The sequence below is a fragment of the Lederbergia citri genome, from assembly GCF_018343625.1.
Taxonomy (GTDB): Bacteria; Bacillota; Bacilli; order Bacillales; family Bacillaceae_C; genus Lederbergia; species Lederbergia citri.
Genome location: NZ_JAGYPG010000002.1, coordinates 1530637 through 1552473, shown reverse-complemented (window position 1 = coordinate 1552473; position 21837 = coordinate 1530637). Strand labels below are relative to the sequence as shown.

The 21837-nt window shown below is 37.5% G+C and carries 19 protein-coding genes; 12 read left to right on the top strand and 7 right to left on the bottom strand.

What is annotated here, in order from left to right:
• Positions 1–21: 21 nt before the first annotated feature.
• The 7 genes from gyrA to dnaA form a co-directional block, all read right to left on the bottom strand.
• Positions 22–2499: a DNA gyrase subunit A gene (gene gyrA, locus KHA97_RS16070; protein WP_213125703.1), complete on the bottom strand. Its 2478-nt coding sequence runs from the start codon at positions 2497–2499 to the stop codon at positions 22–24.
• Between the two features lie 178 nt (positions 2500–2677).
• Positions 2678–4603 (bottom strand): DNA topoisomerase (ATP-hydrolyzing) subunit B, encoded by a 1926-nt coding sequence (gene gyrB / locus KHA97_RS16065; protein ID WP_213125821.1) that lies wholly within the window; start codon positions 4601–4603, stop codon positions 2678–2680.
• A 23-nt stretch (positions 4604–4626) separates the two neighbouring features.
• Complete coding sequence (gene remB, locus KHA97_RS16060) at positions 4627–4884, bottom strand: extracellular matrix regulator RemB (protein ID WP_213125702.1); 258 nt, start codon at positions 4882–4884, stop codon at positions 4627–4629.
• 9 nt (positions 4885–4893) lie between these two features.
• Positions 4894–6012 carry a DNA replication/repair protein RecF gene (gene recF / locus KHA97_RS16055; RefSeq protein WP_213125701.1) on the bottom strand — a complete coding sequence of 373 codons (1119 nt, stop codon included), beginning with the start codon at positions 6010–6012 and terminating at the stop codon, positions 4894–4896.
• Between the two features lie 14 nt (positions 6013–6026).
• Entirely contained in the window at positions 6027–6242 is a 216-nt protein-coding gene (gene yaaA, locus KHA97_RS16050) for a S4 domain-containing protein YaaA (RefSeq protein WP_213125700.1), read from the bottom strand.
• Between the two features lie 458 nt (positions 6243–6700).
• Positions 6701–7837: a DNA polymerase III subunit beta gene (dnaN, locus tag KHA97_RS16045; RefSeq protein ID WP_213125699.1), complete on the bottom strand. Its 1137-nt coding sequence runs from the start codon at positions 7835–7837 to the stop codon at positions 6701–6703.
• Between the two features lie 187 nt (positions 7838–8024).
• Positions 8025–9365 (bottom strand): chromosomal replication initiator protein DnaA, encoded by a 1341-nt coding sequence (gene dnaA / locus KHA97_RS16040; protein WP_213125698.1) that lies wholly within the window; start codon positions 9363–9365, stop codon positions 8025–8027.
• A 542-nt stretch (positions 9366–9907) separates the two neighbouring features.
• Here dnaA and rpmH point away from each other — a divergent pair.
• From rpmH to mnmE, 12 genes are all read left to right on the top strand, one after another.
• Positions 9908–10042 carry a 50S ribosomal protein L34 gene (rpmH, locus tag KHA97_RS16035; protein ID WP_188389883.1) on the top strand — a complete coding sequence of 45 codons (135 nt, stop codon included), beginning with the start codon at positions 9908–9910 and terminating at the stop codon, positions 10040–10042.
• Between the two features lie 180 nt (positions 10043–10222).
• Complete coding sequence (rnpA, locus tag KHA97_RS16030) at positions 10223–10573, top strand: ribonuclease P protein component (protein ID WP_213125697.1); 351 nt, start codon at positions 10223–10225, stop codon at positions 10571–10573.
• A 156-nt stretch (positions 10574–10729) separates the two neighbouring features.
• Positions 10730–11518 carry a YidC family membrane integrase SpoIIIJ gene (gene spoIIIJ / locus KHA97_RS16025; protein WP_213125696.1) on the top strand — a complete coding sequence of 263 codons (789 nt, stop codon included), beginning with the start codon at positions 10730–10732 and terminating at the stop codon, positions 11516–11518.
• Complete coding sequence (gene jag, locus KHA97_RS16020; RefSeq protein ID WP_213125695.1) at positions 11515–12141, top strand: RNA-binding cell elongation regulator Jag/EloR; 627 nt, start codon at positions 11515–11517, stop codon at positions 12139–12141. The genes spoIIIJ and jag overlap by 4 nt, the downstream gene beginning before the upstream one ends.
• Positions 12142–12497: 356 nt before the next feature.
• Positions 12498–13100: a PepSY domain-containing protein gene (locus KHA97_RS16015; RefSeq protein WP_213125694.1), complete on the top strand. Its 603-nt coding sequence runs from the start codon at positions 12498–12500 to the stop codon at positions 13098–13100.
• Positions 13101–13286: 186 nt separating this feature from the next.
• The gene (locus KHA97_RS16010; protein WP_213125693.1) at positions 13287–13967 is read left to right on the top strand and encodes a response regulator transcription factor; all 681 of its coding nucleotides are present in this window, start codon (positions 13287–13289) and stop codon (positions 13965–13967) included.
• Positions 13964–15373 carry a HAMP domain-containing sensor histidine kinase gene (locus KHA97_RS16005; RefSeq protein ID WP_213125692.1) on the top strand — a complete coding sequence of 470 codons (1410 nt, stop codon included), beginning with the start codon at positions 13964–13966 and terminating at the stop codon, positions 15371–15373. Before KHA97_RS16010 ends, KHA97_RS16005 begins: the two co-directional genes overlap by 4 nt.
• A 31-nt stretch (positions 15374–15404) precedes the next feature.
• Complete coding sequence (locus KHA97_RS16000) at positions 15405–16676, top strand: VTT domain-containing protein (RefSeq protein ID WP_213125691.1); 1272 nt, start codon at positions 15405–15407, stop codon at positions 16674–16676.
• A 72-nt stretch (positions 16677–16748) separates the two neighbouring features.
• A complete protein-coding gene (locus KHA97_RS15995; protein WP_213125690.1) occupies positions 16749–17321 on the top strand; it encodes a phosphatase PAP2 family protein in 573 nt (190 codons plus the stop codon).
• Between the two features lie 162 nt (positions 17322–17483).
• Positions 17484–19352, top strand: coding sequence for an LTA synthase family protein (locus KHA97_RS15990; RefSeq protein WP_213125689.1), 1869 nt, complete (start codon positions 17484–17486; stop codon positions 19350–19352).
• Between the two features lie 18 nt (positions 19353–19370).
• Positions 19371–20147 carry a sugar phosphate isomerase/epimerase family protein gene (locus KHA97_RS15985; protein WP_213125688.1) on the top strand — a complete coding sequence of 259 codons (777 nt, stop codon included), beginning with the start codon at positions 19371–19373 and terminating at the stop codon, positions 20145–20147.
• Positions 20148–20443: 296 nt separating this feature from the next.
• Positions 20444–21829, top strand: coding sequence for a tRNA uridine-5-carboxymethylaminomethyl(34) synthesis GTPase MnmE (gene mnmE, locus KHA97_RS15980; protein WP_213125820.1), 1386 nt, complete (start codon positions 20444–20446; stop codon positions 21827–21829).
• Positions 21830–21837 lie beyond the last annotated feature (8 nt).

The window sequence follows — 21837 nt, the reverse complement described above, 5'->3', positions numbered from 1 at the left end:
AGCGCCTAAATAGGCGCTCACTTAATTAAGTTCATCCGCAATAGTTTCGTCAGATTCCGTAGTTTCCTCTTCTTCTTTCTCAACTTTTGCTACTGTGGCAACAAATTCATCTTCACCGAGGGTAATGAGTTTGACACCCTGAGTATTTCGACCGATCACGGAAATATCCTTTACATCCATACGAATCAAAATTCCACCGGCTGTAATGAGCATGACATCCTCATCGCCTCTTATTGTTTCTACAGCGACTACTGTACCTGTTCTATCGGTTACTTTACAAGTAATCAGACCTTTACCGCCACGGCTTTGAAGGCGATATTCTGAAGCAGGAGTTCTTTTTCCGTAACCATTTTTCGTTACGACGAGAACATCATGGTCTTCTTCAAGAATTTCCATTCCGACCGCTTCATCGTCATCGGAAAGTGTAATTCCTTTTACTCCAGTCGCCGATCTCCCCATAGAACGGACGTCTGTTTCAACGAAATGAATCAATAGCCCGCTCTTCGTTCCCATTACAATATTTTTATTTCCATCTGTTAATTTAACGGAAATAAGTTCATCGTTGTCTCGAAGGCCTAAAGCAATCAAGCCATTATTTCGAATGTTGGCGAATGCGGAAAGTGGTGTTCGCTTTACAACTCCTTGCTTCGTCGCAAAGAACAAATACCAATCGTCATGGAACTCTTCTACGCAAATGACCGTATTAATCGATTCGTCTTTTTCAATTCCGAGCAGATTAATAATCGGAAGCCCTTTTGCTGTCCTGCTATATTCTGGAATTTCATATCCTTTGGCGCGATATACCTTTCCTTTGTTCGTGAAAAATAGGATTGTATCGTGCGTGGATGTCGTGATCAAATGTTTAACAAAATCATCGTCGTTTGTCCCCATTCCTTGTACGCCACGGCCGCCACGGCGCTGACTGCGATATGTGGAAATTGGCAAACGTTTTATATATCCGTTATGTGTCAACGTGACGACGACGTTTTCTCTCGGAATCAAATCTTCGTCATCGATATTTTCAATGCCGCCCGCTACGATTTCAGTACGTCTTCCATCGCCAAAGCGCTCTTTTATTTCAAGTAATTCTTCTCTAATAATTTCAAGAACTTTTTCTTCATCTGCTAAAATAGCTTTTAATTCAGCTATCAATTTAACTAGACCTTGATATTCTTCCTCAATTTTTTCACGTTCTAATCCTGTTAGACGCTGCAAGCGCATATCAAGAATTGCTTGCGCTTGTTTTTCAGTAAGGTTAAATTGCTCCATTAACCCTGTTCTAGCAATATCAGTATTCGCCGATCCTCTAATTAAACTAATAATCGCATCGATATGATCAAGTGCAATTCTTAACCCTTCTAAAATATGGGCACGTGCTTCCGCTTTTCGTAGTTCAAATTCGGTTCTGCGTCGAATGATTTCTTTTTGATGTTCAAGATAATAGTATAGACATTGTTTTAACGTCAATACTTTTGGCTGTCCATCAACGAGCGCAAGCATATTGATACCGAAAGTAGTTTGCATCGCTGTCATCTTGTATAAATTATTTAAAATGACATTCGCGTTCGCATCTCTACGGACCTCCATAACGACGCGCATTCCATTCCGATCCGATTCATCTCTTAAATCGGTAATACCTTCAATTTTTTTCTCACGGACGAGCTCAGCAATTCGTTCAATCAGTTTTGCTTTATTCACTTGATATGGGAGCTCATGAACGAGGATGGTTTCTCTTCCATTTGCCTTCGTTTCAATCTCCACTTTTGCTCTTAATGTAATCGAACCACGACCAGTTTCATAAGCTCTTCTAATCCCGCTTCTTCCCAGAATAATTCCTGCAGTAGGGAAATCTGGTCCTTGAATATGCTCCATTAACTCTTGAGTAGTGAGCTCTGGGTCACGACTTAAAACAAGAATCGCATCAATAACCTCATCAAGAGAATGCGGAGGAATATTCGTCGCCATTCCAACCGCGATACCCGAGGAACCGTTTACTAATAGATTCGGAAAACGTGAAGGTAAAACAACCGGTTCTTTTTCAGAGCCATCATAATTATCTTTATAATCAATCGTATCTTTATTTAAGTCCCGCACGAGCTCCATAGAGATTTTAGACATTCTTGCTTCCGTATAACGCATCGCCGCTGCGGAATCACCATCAACTGACCCGAAGTTTCCGTGACCATCAACGAGCATATTACGGTAGCTAAAATCCTGCGCCATCCGAACCATTGTTTCATAAACGGCAGAGTCACCATGTGGATGGTATTTACCGATGACTTCCCCAACAATTCTCGCCGACTTTTTATAGGCTTTATCACTTGTCATACCGAGATCATTCATCGCATATAATATTCGACGATGCACGGGCTTCAAACCATCTCGTACGTCCGGCAATGCACGGGAAACGATGACACTCATCGCATAATCAAGAAAAGAAGATCGCATTTCCTGACTTAAATTAATTCCTTTTATATTTGAATTAGGTACATCTGCCATAATTGGCAACCTCCATTTCATTTAGAAAAGCGCAAGCACCTTGGTAATCGATTTATGAACTTTAATGCACAAGACTTGCGATATAGGACACACCTTACGCAAACGAAAAAGCAGAGAAGTTCACTAGTCGATAGGCGCTGAAGCAAAAGCGCCTTTCTATCAACGTTCGAAGAAACTTTTATATATCCAGATTCTTAACATACAACGCATTTTCTTCAATAAACACCCTGCGCGGTTCTACTTTTTCACCCATTAGCATATCAAATGTTTGGTCTGCTTCAATCGCATCTTCAAGGCTCACTTGAAGTAATGTTCGGTTCTCAGGATCCATCGTTGTTTCCCACAGTTGCTCTGGATTCATTTCCCCTAAACCTTTATAACGTTGGATGCCTGGCTTTGGAACTTGAGGCAATTCTGCTAATAAATCATCCAATTCTTTATCTGAATACACATAATGATCTTTTCTGTTTTGAGAAATTTTATATAGAGGTGGCTGTGCAATATACACAAAACCAGCTTCCACTAATGGCCTCATAAAACGGTAAAAGAACGTTAATAGCAATGTACGGATATGAGCTCCATCCACATCGGCATCAGTCATGATCACCATTTTATGATAACGTGCTTTTGCGATATCAAAATCTTCTCCAATACCTGTTCCAAGAGCTGTGATAATCGTTCTTATCTCATTATTAGATAGGATTTTATCAAGACGCGCTTTTTCAACATTCAGGATTTTACCTCTTAAAGGCAAAATCGCTTGGAAATGCCGATCACGTCCTTGCTTAGCGGAACCACCAGCGGAATCACCCTCAACGACAAATAATTCGCTAATTTGTGGATCTCGAGAGGAACAATCGGCCAACTTTCCAGGTAAACTTGAGATTTCAAGTGCACTTTTTCTACGAGTTAATTCACGAGCTTTCTTTGCTGCCATTCGAGCCCGAGCCGCCATTAAACCTTTATCGACAATTTTACGGGCAAGCACTGGATTCTCCAGCAATGTCTTTTCAAAATACTCGGAGAATAAAGAGTCAGTGATCGTGCGAGCTTCAGAATTTCCAAGTTTTGTTTTTGTTTGCCCTTCAAATTGTGGATCTGGGTGTTTAATGGAAACAATGGCAGTCAATCCTTCTCGTACATCTTCACCAGAAAGATTACTGTCATTATCTTTAAAAATATTGCTTCTTCGCGCGTAATCGTTAATGACCCTTGTTAACGCGGTTTTAAATCCTGCTTCATGTGTACCGCCTTCATACGTATGAATATTATTGGCGAAAGAGTACAAATTACTAGCATAGCCATCGTTATATTGAAGGGCGACCTCTACTTCAATCCCATCTCGTTCACCTTCAATATAGACTGGTTCCTCATGCAGAACTTCTTTCGATTGATTCAAATGCTCAACATATGACTTAATTCCGCCCTCATAATGAAACTCGCTAATTTTTGCTTGTTCTCCGCGTTTATCTTCAATCGTGAGTTTGAGACCTTTATTTAAAAAGGCAAGCTCGCGAATACGTGTTGCAAGCGTATCAAAATCATACTCAGTCGTTTCAGTGAAAATTTCTGGGTCCGGTTTAAAATGAATAATCGTTCCTGTATAATCCGTTTCACCAATAACTTTTAAATCAAAGCATGGAACACCACGCTCATATTTTTGGTAGTGAATTTGTCCGTTTAAATGGACATATACTTCCAATTCGGTCGAAAGGGCGTTTACAACTGAAGCACCAACGCCATGGAGCCCGCCCGATACTTTATATCCGCCGCCACCGAATTTCCCACCAGCGTGAAGGACAGTCAAAATAACTTCAACCGCAGGCCGTCCCATTTTTTCCTGTATCCCAACTGGAATTCCGCGCCCATTATCCTTAACCGTAATACTGTTATCTTTTTCAATTGCGATATTGATTTCATCACAATATCCCGCTAGCGCTTCATCGATACTATTATCGACTATTTCCCATACAAGGTGGTGAAGTCCTTTTGAGCTGGTTGAGCCAATATACATTCCAGGCCGTTTTCGAACTGCTTCCAAGCCTTCAAGCACCTGTATTTGATTTTCATCATATGATTGTCCTTGAATATCTTTTTGATCCATTGTCATAAAACTCACCCGCTCTTTCAATCATCTATTTCTACATCGCTTCCCGATTTCAATAAACGTTTTTTTAATGTTCCCGGAGCAATCGGAGATAAGTAAACATGAGGCTTCGTAATGATCATCGATTTAAAGTTTCCATTCGCTAAATGAACAACAGCATCTTGATGTTCTGATAAATACTGTTTAATATCCTCCGAAGAATGGACCGTATCTTTTTCAAGGATAGCAATGATTTCGCTTGAGCGAACCATCACATCTTCCCCTACGTGGATATACATCCCTTCACCTCATTTCACTCTTTCCATCACTCCACTTTTCACATGGAAGGTCGTAGCTTCTCTAAGTGTTTGATGGTCAATTCCATCGACCGTTGTTGTCGTGACAAACGTTTGGATTTTACCTTTAATCGTATTTAATAAATGCGACTGTCGATAATCATCAAGTTCAGATAAGACATCGTCCAGCAGTAAAATTGGATATTCATTAATTTCTGAATATATTAAATCTATTTCAGCCAATTTAACGGATAATGCGGTTGTTCGCTGCTGTCCTTGTGAACCGAACGTTTGCACATCCCTGCCATTGACAAAAAATATAATTTCATCACGATGCGGGCCAATCAAACTTACCCCGCGATCAATTTCCCTTTGCTTGAGTGAATATAATTTTTCTTCAAACATTGTTACCATTTTGGACCAATCCGTGTCTTCCGATACCTCAATCGACGGCTTATATTGAATTGAAAGTGTCTCTAAGCCTCGTGAAATTCCGGAATGAATCGGTTTCGCCCATTCTTCCAACATTTGGATAAATTCAAATCTCTTCTTAATGACTCTTACAGCTACTTCGATATATTGTTCCGTAAGAACTTCAAGAAAAGTAAAGTCATTTTGTTTCTTGATTTGCAGCTGTTTTAAATAATTATTTCTCTGCTGCAATATTTTTTGGAATTGGCTCATATCGTACAAATACACAGGCGATACTTGGCCGATTTCCATATCAATAAAACGACGCCTTACTTGAGGGCTCCCTTTTACAAGATGGAGATCTTCAGGCGCAAACATGACGACATTCATATTTCCTACATATTGGCTTAATTTTTGCTGCTCAATATGATTGAATTTTGCTTTTTTACCCTTTTTTGAAATAATGAGCTCCAATGGTACGGATCCATTTATTTTTTGCAGTCTACCCTTTATTTTAGCATATTCTGAGTCCCAGCGGATTAAATCTTTATCATTGGACGTTCTATGCGATTTGGCCATCCCTAAAACAAAAATCGATTCCATCACATTTGTTTTCCCTTGAGCATTTTCGCCTAATATGACGTTTACATTGTTTTCAAAGGATACATTCAACTCATGATAGTTTCGATAATCTTTCAACTCCAGCTCTTCAATATACATGAAGTCAACATCCTTTAGCGGACAATAACAAAGGTGCCGATTCCTTTTATGTCAATTTTATCATTGACCATAAGTTTTCGGCCTCTCCTTTGATCCTGTTCACCATTAATAAACACCTCGTGTTCGCTTAGAAACCACTTCGCCATTCCTCCAGATGAAATGACGTCAGCAAGTTTTAAAAACTGACCAAGTGTAATCGTATCCGTGTCTATTTTAATTTTATTATCCACGTTCTCACTCTTTTCATGAAAAAGTTCCTTTCTTTATTTTACTAAAGATTGAGGTTCATTACAAAAAAATGCGGAAATCCATGAAAACAATGAGAATAATTTAAAAATCCCGCCTTTTTCTTGGGCAGGATTTCTTAAACTTTACCGTTGATTTTTGCTTCTGGCACTCGCTTTCCGCGAGCATCGAAAAGCGGAAGGCTTGATCAAAAGAAGGAAGGCTAAGGGCGCAACGTCCTGTTGCAACGCCTTCCTGACCCGCATCCTGCGGGCCTCCGACAAGCAAATGTTCTGAGGCAAAAAAGTCGCTCTTTGACTTTTATTGACTCAGGTTATTTGACCTCGAGCCCCCTGTGGGGTCTCCATTACCCCGTATTCCCGTAGGAGTCTTCGCGCCTTCCGCTGCAATCAACTCTGTGGCATTAAGTTATTGGGTATTTTTTAGATTAACTTTTTCTTAATTAAAAAGTTCTCACTGGTAAAATCAGCTGCAAAATCGAATCGTCATCAACGGAGCGAATGATAAATGGTCTCATGGCTCCGGTAAAATGGATGACAACTTCTGTGCCTTCTAGGGCTCTTAGGGCATCCATCATGTATTTCGCACTGAAGGATATTTTTAATTCTTCTCCGCTCATTGATTCGCTTTGGATTTGTTCTACTACATTTCCGATTTCAGGAGTTGTCGAAGAAATTTCAATTGCTTTTTCATCTAAAGTGACTAGTTTTACAACATTATTTCTTTCTCCTCTGGCTAACAGTGAAGCACGGTCGATTGCATGAAGAAAATCTTTTGCCTGCAGTACGAGTTCTGTTTTGCTGTCTGTCGGAATAAGTCTAGATGTATCAGGGTAATTACCTTCTAAACGACGCGAGAAGAATAATAGATTTTTTGATTTAAACAGAAATTGACTTTCAGTCATGACGATTTCAACTGGAGTATTGGAGTCATCCAAAATTTTGCTTAACTCAATTAAACTTTTTCCTGGTATAACCGCGTTATATGTTTCACTTGGATCGATTTCAATTGGAGCTGTGCGCATTGCTAGCCTATGACTATCGGTAGCCGTGCAAGTTAGTTTCCCATTTTCAATATGCCAGTTTACACCTGTCAAGATTGGGCGTGTTTCTGAGGTGGACACTGCAAAAACAGTTTGGCGAATGATTGATTTCAATAAATCAGTCGGAATCGAAAAAACTTTATCCTCAGATATTTGTGGCAGATGCGGGTATTCATCTGGATCCAATCCGTTCAGATTAAACTCCGCTTTTCCTGATCTAATAATTGTTTGAAGATGGTTTTGCACTTCAAATTCAACAAAATCCATTGGCAGCTTCCGAACAATTTCACCAAAAAACTTAGCGTTTAATACGATGCCGCCCGTTTCTTTGATTTCAACAATTTCATCTCCATCTTCCTCTTTTGGGATAAAAGATTCGATAGAAATATCGGAATCACTACCTGTTAGTGTAATTCCTTCGTTCGAAGCGACAATTTTAATACCTGTTAATATCGGAATCGTTGTTCTGGATGATACGGCCTTCATTACATCTTGAACACTATCAATAAGGCGATTTCGCTGAATAACAAATTTCATGCTTATTCCCCCATTTTTCAAATTTAAACTTTACTGCATATATTATTATTTTTTATAAAAAAAATCGTAGTAATAGTAATAGTGCTTGTGAATATGTGGATAACTCTGTGTATGACTTGAAATTACAAACTATCCACATGTGGACATGCTGTGCATGAGTATGTGCAACTTATACACAAAATCCCCATTAGAAATTTTTAAGAGAATCACGAATGTCTTCTATTGTGCTTTTCAAGTCTTGATCAGTTTCCAATAGCTTCGATATTTTCTCATGAGCGTGAATGACCGTTGTATGATCACGCCCACCAAATTCTTCGCCTATTTTCGGAAGTGAGAAATCCGTCATTTCTCGTGATAGAAACATTGCGATCTGACGAGGGAATGCAATCGATTTTGTTCGCTTTTTAGCTTTAAAGTCATCCAGCTTTACGTTGTATTCAGCGCCAACCGCTTTTTGGATATCGAGGATGGTAACAACTTTCGGTTTTGAACTTGGAATGATATTTTTTAATGCTTCTGCAGCTAGATCTGCATTAATATCTTTATTAATGAGGGAGGAATAAGCTACAACTCTGATAAGAGCGCCCTCTAGTTCTCTAATATTCGAATCTATTTGATTAGCAATATAAAGCATGACTTCATTCGGAATATCCAGTCCATCCGCTTTCGCCTTTTTACGTAAAATGGCGATGCGTGTTTCTAAGTCTGGAGGTGTAATGTCAGTTATAAGTCCCCATTCAAATCGTGATCTCAAACGGTCTTCAAGTGTGGGAATTTCTTTTGGAGGACGATCACTTGCTATAATGATTTGCTTACTTTCTTGATGAAGAGTATTAAAAGTATGGAAAAATTCCTCTTGTGTTGATTCTTTTCCCGCTAAAAATTGAATATCATCAATAAGCAATACATCGACACTACGGTACTTATTTCGAAACTCCTCCGCTTTATTATCACGAATCGAATTGATGAATTCATTCGTGAATTTTTCAGATGATAGATAAACAACTTTTGCTGCAGGATTATGTTCAAGTACGTAATGACCAATTGCATGCATTAAATGAGTTTTTCCCATTCCCACTCCACCATAAATAAAGAGAGGATTGTAGGCATTTGCAGGTGCTTCTGCTACTGCGAGAGATGCAGCATGTGCGAAGCGGTTACCGGATCCGATAACGAACGTATCAAACGTATTTTTTGCATTTAGCATGTTTTGATATTCTGCCGGTTCTTCTCTCTTTTTGGGCGGTTCGCTTACAACGTCCTTTTTTTCCTCTTCTTGATCAGGAGGAATGATAAATTTAACATTTAATTCTTCACCGATAATCTCGTATAAAACTCCAGATATCAACTGAGAATATTGTCCTTCAAGCCAGTCTCTTGCAAATTCGTTAGGAGCACTTATCGTAATCGTATCTCCTTTTATCGCAAAAGCTTCCGTTGATTTGAGCCAAGTATCAAAACTAGGCTTACTGACCTTTTGTTTAATATTCATCAGGACTTGGGCCCAAAGATCAGCTATGTTATCCAATATTTAACCTCCTTTACAATTAATCGCAGCTGTACTATAACTGTTTTTCGTTTTCCTACATGAATTTTATAAATATACAAATCTATGAATGTGGAAAACTATATAATAAGGTAGAAAAGCAGATTTCGACATCATCCACCGATTGTGGACAAGTTTATCCAAACCCACTGAATAATTTATCCACATGATATTCACAATCTGTGGATAATGATTTGGGGAATAAATATTATTCATAATGAAAACACAATAATCATATCAAATAAAAGCATGATTAGCAATGCATTACAGAAATTATCCACAACACTAATAAGCTATGGAAAAAAATTACCCACAGGTCCTTAATTTGTGAAAAACTTGTCGATATATGCTGTGGATAAAAAAATAACGGAAAAAGTTATTCACAGTGGAAAAGTTCTAGTAGAATCTGAGCAGGGGATAAGTTTGATATAATAAAACCACTTGACATCGTCTTTTCGTCTCTCTATAATTATCTAGTATGTCTAATATTGAAATTTTTTCTTACCCTCGGGGAGGTGTCATACATGAAAAGAACATTTCAACCAAATAAACGTAAAAGAAGCAAAGTACACGGATTCCGTGCGCGCATGAGTACAAAAAATGGCCGCAGAGTATTGGCTGCACGTCGTCGCAAAGGAAGAAAAGTGTTATCAGCGTAGACCACTGAAACGTCTCAGTGGTCTTTTTTTTAGTGAGAATACAAGTGAAAGCGCCTGTACGTCGATGAAGAAAAGGTCTTCGACTGAGATAAACACGATGAGGTTAGACTAGCTTTAGGCGTCTTAAGCTATAAGCAAATGCCGAGATCTAAAAAAAGAATCCATAATGCGGGTGAAAGTATGAAGAAAGCGTTTAGGATCAAAAAAAATAACGATTTTCAAGATGTTTTTAAAAAGGGAAAATCCGTTGCGAACAGGCAATTTGTTATATATATATTGAAAAAAGAGGATCAAGAACATTTTAGAATTGGGTTGTCGGTCAGTAAAAAAATTGGAAATGCCGTAAAACGGAATCAAATTAAACGGTACATACGCCAAGTGTTTCATGAATTACAAGAACAATTGGATGATGGGAAAGATTACGTAATCATTGCTAGAAAACCTACAGCAGAAATGGATTTTCATGAAGTGAAAAGTAGTCTCGAACACGTTCTAAAGCTTGGTAAATGTTTAAAAAAAGCCAACCATTAAAAAATGTGCTGCCGCTCTAGCTATCCATGTAATGTTTTTTTGAAAATATAAGCTGAAATATACGTTTAAAGCAAACTATCTTAGCAAAAAAATGTTAAAATAGCCGAAAGACCGATTCGTTAATGTGATTTTGAGAAAGCAGGGAGGATAACGAGCTTGAAGAAAAGAATATTATTGTTATCGGCATTGATTTTGCTCGTGTTGGTAACAGCTGGCTGTTCAACAATTGATAATCCAAACTATATAACAGCAGAAAGTACAGGTTTTTGGAGTAAATATATTGTATATCCACTCTCCTGGTTAATGACGGAAGTCGCCCATTTGTTTGGAAATAGCTATGGGTTGTCCATTATCATTGTAACGATCTTAATTCGTTTAGCTATTTTGCCGCTTATGATTAAGCAAACCAAAAACTCAAAAGCGATGCAGGCAATCCAGCCGGAAATGCAAAAATTAAAAGAGAAATATAGCTCCAAAGATGCAAAAACACAGCAACAGCTTCAACAGGAAACGATGCAGCTCTTCCAAAAGCATAATGTCAATCCGTTGGCAGGTTGTTTTCCACTGTTAGTTCAAATGCCGATCTTGATAGGTTTTTATCAAGCGATTATTAGAACCGAAGGAATCGCAAAAGCGGGAGATTTTCTCTGGTTTGATTTAGGTGCACCGGATCCATATTATATTTTGCCGATTGTCGCAGGTCTGACAACTTTCCTACAGCAAAAAATTATGATGTCAGGGATGGAAAACGCAAATCCGCAAATGACGATGATGCTTTACTTAATGCCGGCAATGATTTTAATTTTTGCAATTAACTTCCCAGCAGCATTAGCGCTTTATTGGGTAGTTGGTAATATTTTTATGATTGTACAAACCTATTTTATCAAACCACCAGTCATGCAAAATGTAAAAGCAAAAGAAGGAGCGGGGGGAGCTAAAAAGTGAGAGAAATCACTGCTACAGGACAAACGGTCGAAGAAGCAGTAGAATCAGCACTTGCTCAACTTAAAACAACGAGAGAACATGCGGACATCACTATAGTAGATGAGGGGAAAAAGGGGCTGCTTGGACTGTTTGGCGCTAGGCCAGCTGTCGTGAAGGTGACGGTCAAGCCTGACGCTATTGAAACGGCAAAGGAATTTTTGCAATCGGTTTTGTCAAATATGGATATCGTATCGGAAATTGAAGTAGTAAAAGAAGATGAAAGAAACGTCATTTTCAATATTTCTGGAGAAAAGATGGGGCTTCTGATCGGAAAAAGAGGACAAACCATCAACTCATTGCAATATTTAACGCAGCTTGCTGCAAACCGCAATTCCAAGCATTATATTACGGTTATTTTAAACCCAGAAAATTATCGTGAGCGTCGCAAAGAAACACTAATCCAACTGGCAGGACGACTTGCATCAAAAGCACAGCACCTCAAAAAGCCAGTTTCTCTTGAACCGATGCCAAATTACGAAAGAAAAATTATTCATACTGCACTATCAGATAATAATAAAGTCCAAACTGTTTCAGAAGGCGAAGAACCAAATCGCTACGTAGTGATACAACCGATAGGAAGATAAATTAATAGTTGATAATAAGGCATTCCGAATCATTCAATTCGGGATGTTTTTTTGTCTAGGAAATTATAGATTGGAACCCTGTGGATAATTTTCAAGAAAGTAGTTCCCGTCTAGCTCTAGCGCCTATCGCCTAGCAAACTTTCGGTTTCTTCCTACGATAAGTCAACATCGATTCGCCTTTTAGGCTCATCGTGTTTCCTTTATCTCGTAAGAACCCTAAAAAGTTTGTACGTCGCTGAACAGGCGCTTGAGCATTTGTACTTTATGAAAAAAATTTCATTTTCAATTCAGAGTGATTTCATATTTGTTGTCTATTATCGATTTTGTAGAAAAAAAAACTATGAGGAGTGAGGAATTTGAATAAGAAAATTTTAGTCCCAGCTTTAGCTTTAACTATTATCGGAAGTGGAGCAGTTGGATCCATACTAATTAAAACTGCGTCAGCGTCTACTTCAGCAAATGCCACTCAAATCACAGAGGAGCAAAGTAAAGAAATTGCCCTAAAAGAAATCAACGGCAAAGTAACAGACGTGGAAGTAGAAAAAGAACATGGCACCTTAACGTATGATATTGAAGTAACAGATACGAATGGTGTAAAGCATGATGTTGTCATTGATGCAAATTCGGGTAAAGTCTTAAAAACCGAAACAGATAATGAAAAAGATGATAACGATGGTGAAGTGAGTGATGACGATGAACAAGCTCAATTGCAAAAAGAAGCTAAAATAACGAAAGAAGAAAGTTCATCTATTGCTCAAACAGAAGTAAAAGGTGAAGTAACCGACGTGCAGCTTGAAGATGAAGATGGAGTCATCGTTTATGGGGTTGAAATTAAAGATCAACAAGGGCAAAAAAATGATGTAAAAATCGATGCGAAGACTGGAAAAGTATTAAAAGTAGAAAAAGCGGATAACGAAACAAACGACGATGACAATGACGGGGAACAGAACGACGACTAATTTTTGTGAAAAATGGTGTAATTACACTTAAATAAGAATCCCATCTAGTAGATGGGATTCTTATAATTAAATTGACTTGTTTTTGATAGTTGTTTTGATTGCCACTGAAATCATATGTTAAAAAGGCAACTTACCAATGGTTAGGTTATACTATTTTTGAAATCCTTTAAAGAGGGTGCCATAGCTTTGAAAAAAATATTAATAATCGAAGATGAAGAAAGTTTGGCAGAATTTATCGAATTGGAATTGGAGCATGAAGGCTATGAAGTGCTGACTGCTTATGATGGGCGAAGCGGACTTGAAATCGCATTAGAAAAAGATATCGATGTCATATTGCTAGATTTAATGTTGCCTCGCTTAAATGGAATAGAAGTATGTAGGAGGCTAAAAAGTAGTAAAGAAACGCCTATTATCATGCTCACGGCAAGGGATAGCGTGATGGACCGGGTATTGGGTTTAGATAGTGGGGCGGATGATTACTTGCCAAAGCCATTTGCCATAGAAGAATTGCTAGCACGAATCCGGGTTATTTTACGGCGTGAAGAAAAAATGTTAATGGATTCTTCTACTATTACCTTAACCTTTAAAGATTTGGAATTGGATCAGTATTCCAGGACGTTAAAAAAAGATGGTCACATGATCGAACTGACTAAAAAGGAATATGAACTCCTATTAATGTTCATGAAAAACATTAATCGCGTTTTGACGAGAGACATGTTATTGGACAAAATTTGGGGTTATGACACGATGGTTGAAACGAATGTAGTCGATGTTTATGTTAGACATCTTCGCAATAAAATAGATATACATGATAAAGAAAGCTATATCCAGACATTACGGGGTACAGGGTATGTGATGAGAGAATGAATCAATCCATACGAAAATTAACTGAAATTAGTATAAAGTGGAAACTGACTTTATGGTCTGCATGTCTAATGATTTTGTTATTTTTTTCTTTTAATGTCATTCAATATTTTTTTATCCACCACTGGCTAATAAATCAGGAAAAAGAAGCCATCCAAACAAAAATGGATGAAGTATTGGCTTATTTAAATGCAGCCAATCACGCTCAAAATAACTTTGATTTAGAAGGAGCAAAAGATTTCCTAGATAAGATTAATCAAGAATCGCAAATGATTCGGATTATAAATCAAAATGAACAGGTGTTATTCACAACGTCCGAAGACTTCCCTGAAGATAATATTATTCCGAAAAATGTGAAGCATGCTGAATTAATAGAATTAAAAAGCGATGATGAACCATTACTTCTACTAAGGAGCCCTTTTAAAAACAGCGATTTTTCAGGGAGCATTGAAATAGGTCACAGTATAGAAAAATCGGATGAATTGATGAAATACTTCTTAATCGTGATGATTACAGGAGGAATTGGAGCAATTGGGTTAAGTTTATTAGGTGGAAGGCTGCTTAGCCATCAATTGCTCAAGCCAGTCAATAATATGGTTGATACCATGAGAAAAATCAAGCGGAACGGTTTGCAGGAGAGAGTTCCGATTGGAGCCCATCATGATGAAATAACGGACTTAGGCATGATGTTCAATGATTTGATGGATGATGTAGAGCGTTCTTTCAATCAGCAAAAACAATTTATCGAAGATGCGTCGCATGAATTAAAAACCCCGCTTACGATTATTCATGGCCATCTATCGTTGATTAAGCGCTGGGGAAAAGAAGATCCGAAAGTATTAGAAAGATCAATCGGGTTGAGTTTAAGAGAAGTGGATAGACTAATTAATCTAGTTGCTGAACTCCTTGAACTTTCAAAAGCTGAAGAACATCCTGCAGATACAATCCTACATGAAGCCATTAATCCGAATGAAGTGATAGATAGGGTTTTAGAAAACTTTAAATTAATTCATAGTGATTTTGATATTAGAACATACCAGCATGCAGATGAACATATCCTCATTGAAATGCCGAGCCGTTATGTAGAACAAATTCTTCTCATCGTATTGGATAATGCTGTGAAATTTTCTTATAAGGATAAATTAATTGAGGTAAAAACAGCTGTTGAAAATCAATTTTTCTTGATTGAAATTAAAGATTACGGTATTGGGATTCCGAAGCAAGATCTCCCGTTTGTCCTAAATCGTTTTTACCGGGTAGATAAAGCACGCACCCGTAAGAGCGGAGGAAGTGGATTAGGACTTTCCATTGCAAAACGTTTAGTCGAGAATTTCGGTGGAAAAGTGTACTTGGAAAGTTCTGAAGAAAAATGGACAAAAGTAACCATCAAACTACTCATAAAAACATGATCTGAAGATACAGCTAGAAGGCGGTGAAAAAATGGAAACAATGCTATCCTATGTAGACCAATACGGATATATCGTCCTTTTCATCGCCTTGATGCTTGAATTGATTGCGCTGCCCATACCGGGAGAAATTTTGATGAGTTATGCAGGTTATCTTGTGTTTCAAGGTCATATGAATTGGGTTCTTTGTATTTTGGCAGCGGCTCTTGGAAGTAGTGTTGGCATGACGATTGCTTATGGAATAGGGTACAAACTAGGACACCCTTTTATCGAAAAACATGGACATCGATTTCATATGGGTCCCGATCGTTTAAATCGCATATCACAATGGTTTACTAATCATGGAAATAAGATGTTGATTTTTGGCTTTTTTATTCCCGGCGTCAGACATATAACCGGTTATTTCTCAGGTGTTACAAGACTCCCTATCAAAGTCTATATGATTTATGCTTATACAGGTGCCTTTGTCTGGACTGCTATTTTTATTTCGATTGGAAAATTATTAGGGCCGCAATGGGATCAATTCCATACCTCAATTAAAAAGTACTTGATAATAGGCGTGTTATTAGCTGCAGTGATTTTCATTATGATTTATGTATATCGAAAAAATAAGCAAAAGATTAAATCTTGGCTGATATACTTTATAAAAAATATGATGGAAAAAAGAAAAAGAAAGGCGAAACTTTTCATCGTCTTTTCTATGTTTGTTACACTTGCTTTGATCAGTTTGATGATGGGGTTAATACAAGATTTTCTTGGTAATGAATTTGCTGATTTTAATGAAATTACCATCCTTCTTATCGATTCTATTTTTGAAGGAAAATGGATTTCTGCAGTGAGTGCTTTTGAATTGGCAATTTCAAATCCCACTCTCATATGCATTGCCTCACTAACCTTCCTTTGGATTGTATGGAGGGGCAGGGAGAGATTGTATGAGATCGTATTTCTATTTATCGCAGGAATAGGCGGAGAAGTGTATGAAGAAGGATTAAGGGCACTTTTCCAGAAAATCGCGCCAAAAATGTCATCTTCATTTCCAGGAGAACAGACTTTACTAGCCACTGTCATCTATGGTTTTTGTTTATACCTGTTCGTCCTTCATTTACGCAATCACTGGATCCGTATAGGAGCAATGGTTGTAGTAGTAATAATCTTATTCTTTTCTGGCAGTGCACAAATTTATATTGAAAATGAATGGCCGAGTGATGTGGCGGCAGGATATGTGTTCGGAGGAGTATGGCTTGGTCTCAATATTTTACTACTTGAGATTTTACGCCTTTCTAAATTTTTGAAAGACAATAGCTAGATTTCATGACCTACTAAATGCTATTATAAAAAACATCTCGCAACAATATTTTTAAAATATAGGAGAAAAAATATGAATCTTGATTATCGTTTGTTTGAACTCATTAATCAATTTGCTGGAAAAAATGATATTCTTGACCAAATTGTTATATTGTTTTCTAAATTTGGTCCAAATTTGTTTGGACTTGTATTTGTTTGGCTATGGTTTTCCAAATCAGGGGAAAAATTTGAAAATCGAAAAATCGTATTATTTGCCTTTACAATAACCATTTTTGTCTTAGGAATCGATAAACTAATAGAAATGATGTATTTCCGTCCGCGGCCATTTGTAGATCACGCCGTAACCCTGCTATCAACTACATCAGATTCGGATCCCTCATTCCCAAGCAACCACTCAGCTGGTGCATTTGGGTTGGCATTCGCTATGTTTTGGAGAAAGAGGAAGATTGGTAGCATCTTAATCATACTGTCTTTCGCTATGGCACTATCTAGAATTTATATCGGTGTCCATTACCCACTTGATGTAATGGCAGGTGCATGTATCGCTATTATTGTCTCAGCCTTTGTCTATTCACAAAGAAGATTGATAGAACCTTTATTTAATCGTATCATCCATCTATTCAGTAGAACTAAAACAATATCATAACGCTAAAAGCCGATTCTTCTCGATCGGCTTTTTATTTTTTGCCCTAATTTGAAACTTTTTATCAGTCTCATACGTCGCAAATAATGACGAGTTAATTATGTGTTTTTTACTAATGTTATAGTGGTAGAATGAGGGTAAATAAAATAAGCGGAAGTGGCATAAATGAAAAGCAGATTTATTACAATACATACATCAAAAGAAAACAATGAGATTTTTATTTATAGTGCAGCCGTTTTTTCACTATGGATTAAAATGTGTGCCTTATACATATGGGTGTTTCATATTAATATCCAGTCGATTGGACAGGGGATTGTGTTGGCTTCAACATCCCTTGCATCTTGCGCTTTTTTTCTCAGCATCGGTTTTCTTTTTCGGAAATCTGCCAGAACAAAGGCCTTTTTTGTCATTGATTTATTGCTCACAGGCATCTTGTTCGGAAATGTCCTTTATTACCGATTTTATATTGATTTCATTACTGTGCCGGTGTTGCTCCAATTTCAAAATGTAGGTGGATTAAGTCAAAGCACCGTTGAACTAATAAAATACTATGATGTTTGGATGTTCCTAGACTTACTTTTACTTATTTTTTTTATGAGAAAAAAGTATTCAGTCGAGATCAATCTTCCCTTAAAGAAAAATTTCAAGAAGCGGCACTTCTTAATTTTAGTGACAGTTCCTTTACTTTTTAGTATGGTGCTAAATTCGGATTTTTGGAATAAATCGTATGATAAAGAACTCATCGTTAAATCTCTTGGTCTATATTATTACCACGTGTTTGATATATTTCAATATTCAAAATCATCCGTCAATAGCGTTTTAGCGGATGAAAGTGAAGTTGCTGAAATTACTCATTTCTTTGAAAAAAAACATAAAAAAACCACACCTTCTGATTTTCACGGAATCGCTAATGGAAAAAACGTTATCGTCATTTTCCTTGAGTCCACACAAGCATTTGTCATAGATAAAAAAATAAAGGATCAGGAAGTAACTCCGTTTTTAAATAAATTGAAAGAGGAAAGCTTATATTTTCCTAACTTTTATCACCAAACCGCACAAGGAAAAACATCTGATGCCGAGTTTATACTGGATAATAGCTTATATCCACTTTCAGGCGGATCTGTATTCGTTAGAAAACCGAAAAATGAATTCTTGGCGACACCCGAAATACTAAAGAAATATGAGTATTATTCTGCTTCTTTTCACGGAAACGACTCACAATTTTGGAACCGATTGACGATGTATGATTCATTAGGATATGACCGATTTTTCTCAAAGGAAGATTACGATGTAAATGAAGAAAACTCGATTAACTATGGCTTAAAGGATATTCCATTTTTTGAACAGTCGATGCCGTATTTAAAGTCGCTGCCACAGCCTTTTTATGCGAAATTTTTAACTTTGACGAACCATTTTCCGTTTCTATTGAACCCAGAAGATCAATTCATACCTGAACTTGAAACGGAACAAGGGGTCGTGAACAGATATTTTACGACTGTTCGGTATGAAGATGAAGCCATTAAATCATTCTTTGATCAAATTAAAGACACGGATTTATATGAAAACTCCATTTTTGTCTTATTTGGGGACCATTACGGAATTTCCAAAAGCTATAATGATGCATTAAGCGAAGTGCTTGGACATGAAATTACAGTTAAAGACCAAGTTGAATTGCAAAAAGTGCCTTTATTCATCCATATTCCTGGAATGAAAGGTGAAGTAATTGATACAGTTGGCGGGCAAATTGATTTAAGAGCGACGATTTTTGATTTATTAGGAGTAGACGAAAAAGATCAAGCCTTTTCCTTTGGAACGAGTTTGTTATCGAACAAAAAGAATCGTCTAGTCGTGTTTAGGGACGGTACATTTACGACAGATCATTATATTTACACTGAAGGGGCCTGTTATGGCAAAGAATCGGGCAAAAAAGTAAAACGAAATAAATGCTCACCCTATTTTATACAAGTTCAAAACGAACTAAATTTTTCTGACAAAATTATATATGGAGATTTATTTAGGTTTTTTAAAAAATAGATATGGGGAGCTGGCATAATGAAATTTGGATGCTGTTTAGGCATTGATCAAGCAAAAATGGTTCATGATGCAGGATTTGATTTTATTGAATGTACTGTTGTGTCCCTTATGCCAGAAAAAAGTGACCGCGAATTTGCAGAGATCATTAAAAAATTTCAGGACAGTCCACTTCCAGTTGAGGCCTGCAATGTCTTTCTACCAGGAGATATGAAAATTGTAGGTGAGGCCGTTGATCATAATCGAATTAAACATTATGTTGAAATAGCTTTACAAAGAGTGCATCAAATCGGAGCAGAAATAATTGTATTTGGGAGCGGAAGTGCGCGCTCCATTCCAGAAGGTTTTTCCAGTGAACGAGCAGAAGAACAAATTCTGCAATTTTTAAGCTTAGCTGCAGACCATGCAGAACTTCTAGGAATTACGATAGTCATTGAGCCTTTAAACAAAAAAGAAAGCAATATCCTTAATAGTGTGATTGAGGCTGAAGAATTTGCGAAGAAGGTTAACAGGCCATCTATAAAAATATTAGCCGATTTTTACCATATGGATAAGGAAAAAGAATCACTTGAAAATATAGTAGAGGCGAAAGAATATATTAAACATATCCATGTAGCCGATACAGGTCGATTAGCACCAGGAACAGGTCACTATCCATACAATCGCTTCGCTGAAAGCTTAAAACAGGCTAATTACAGCGGGCGAATTTCAATAGAATGCCAATGGAATGATATACGGAATGAACTGTTGCATTCAAGAGAATTTATAAAAGAAATATTTGAAACGAAAAAAGTATAATACGTAAAATCCGAATCGAGAAAATGATTCGGATTTTTTATTGAAGTTTATAAGGACTCTTGCAATCAGCGGAAATGAACAAATATGTTCACCTTGAATAATCACGAAATATTGTTATTCACATGTGGATAAGTTAAAATATAGAGTGCGACTATTTTAGTTGTGGATAATTTTCCGAGGAAAAATAACTTTTCCACAATCGAAAATTTTGTTATTCTATTATTTTGGGGATAAACTCTTTTTCGCGTAAAAGCGATCAATATATATAAAGTCAAAAATGGAAAGAGGTGATTATGATGGAATTTGATACGATTGCGGCAATATCGACTCCGATGGGTGAGGGAGCAATTGCCATTGTACGACTAAGCGGGGATGAAGCGGTGGCCATTGCCGACCAACTATTCCGAAGTCCGAGCGGAAAAAAATTAAAAGAGGTAGAAACGCATACGATTCATTATGGAAGAATAGTCGATCCGAAATCCGAAGAAATTGCTGAGGAAGTAATGGTCAGTTTGATGAGGGCACCGCGAACGTTTACGAGAGAAGATGTTGTGGAAATCAATTGTCACGGAGGCATTGTTTCTGTAAACCGAGTGCTTCAGCTTGCTTTAAATGCAGGAGCTAGACTAGCGGAGCCTGGTGAATTCACGAAACGGGCGTTTTTGAACGGACGTATCGATTTATCACAGGCGGAAGCGGTAATGGACTTAATTCGAGCGAAAACAGACCGCGCGATGAATGTAGCATTAGGACAGATGGAAGGGCGTCTATCCAAATTAATAGGAAAACTTCGTCAAGAAATCCTTGAAGTTGTTGCACATGTAGAGGTAAATATCGATTACCCAGAATATGATGATGTGGAAGAAATGACGCATCGAATTCTCGTTGAAAAAGCAACCTATATAAAAGAGGAGCTTGAGAAACTGCTACAAACTGCTCAGCAAGGGAAAATCTTGCGTGATGGATTATCGACCGTCATCATTGGCCGTCCGAACGTTGGAAAATCGTCGCTATTAAATAGTCTTGTTCAAGAAAATAAAGCAATTGTGACTGATATTCCGGGAACTACGAGGGATGTCATTGAAGAATATGTTAATGTCCGCGGAGTTCCATTGCGTTTGGTTGATACAGCAGGGATAAGAGAAACAGAGGATATCGTTGAAAGAATCGGAGTAGAACGATCCCGAGAGGTACTGAAAAAAGCGGATTTAATTTTACTCGTCTTAAACTCAGCTGATGAATTCACTGAAGAGGATAAACAATTATTTGCTGCTACAGAAGGAATGGACGTCATCGTCATCGTCAATAAAACGGATTTACCGAGAAAAATTGATATGGACGAAGTACGTAAAATCGCTCAACATCATCAAATCGTAACGACCTCTCTCCTTGAGGAAGAAGGCATTGATGATTTGGAACGTGCGATTGCCGATATGTTTTTTAAAGGTCAGATTGAAGCGGGTGACATGACGTATGTATCAAATAGCCGTCATATCGCTCTTTTGAATCAAGCACTGCAATCAATCAATGAAGTACTGAATGGAATTGATTTTGGAACGCCGATCGATATTATTCAAATTGATCTAACCCGTACGTGGGAATTATTAGGGGAAATCATCGGAGATACGGTACAAGAAAGTTTAATCAATCAATTATTTTCACAGTTTTGTCTAGGTAAATAAATATTTTG

Coding starts and splice junctions, on each gene's coding strand:
- gyrA (WP_213125703.1), bottom strand. CDS start 2,499: ATGGCAGATGTACCTAATTCAAATATAAAAGGAATTAATTTAAGTCAG.
- gyrB (WP_213125821.1), bottom strand. CDS start 4,603: ATGGATCAAAAAGATATTCAAGGACAATCATATGATGAAAATCAAATA.
- remB (WP_213125702.1), bottom strand. CDS start 4,884: ATGTATATCCACGTAGGGGAAGATGTGATGGTTCGCTCAAGCGAAATC.
- recF (WP_213125701.1), bottom strand. CDS start 6,012: ATGTATATTGAAGAGCTGGAGTTGAAAGATTATCGAAACTATCATGAG.
- dnaN (WP_213125699.1), bottom strand. CDS start 7,837: ATGAAATTTGTTATTCAGCGAAATCGCCTTATTGATAGTGTTCAAGAT.
- rpmH (WP_188389883.1), top strand. CDS start 9,908: ATGAAAAGAACATTTCAACCAAATAAACGTAAAAGAAGCAAAGTACAC.
- rnpA (WP_213125697.1), top strand. CDS start 10,223: ATGAAGAAAGCGTTTAGGATCAAAAAAAATAACGATTTTCAAGATGTT.
- KHA97_RS16005 (WP_213125692.1), top strand. CDS start 13,964: ATGAATCAATCCATACGAAAATTAACTGAAATTAGTATAAAGTGGAAA.
- KHA97_RS16000 (WP_213125691.1), top strand. CDS start 15,405: ATGGAAACAATGCTATCCTATGTAGACCAATACGGATATATCGTCCTT.
- KHA97_RS15995 (WP_213125690.1), top strand. CDS start 16,749: ATGAATCTTGATTATCGTTTGTTTGAACTCATTAATCAATTTGCTGGA.
- KHA97_RS15990 (WP_213125689.1), top strand. CDS start 17,484: ATGAAAAGCAGATTTATTACAATACATACATCAAAAGAAAACAATGAG.
- KHA97_RS15985 (WP_213125688.1), top strand. CDS start 19,371: ATGAAATTTGGATGCTGTTTAGGCATTGATCAAGCAAAAATGGTTCAT.
- mnmE (WP_213125820.1), top strand. CDS start 20,444: ATGGAATTTGATACGATTGCGGCAATATCGACTCCGATGGGTGAGGGA.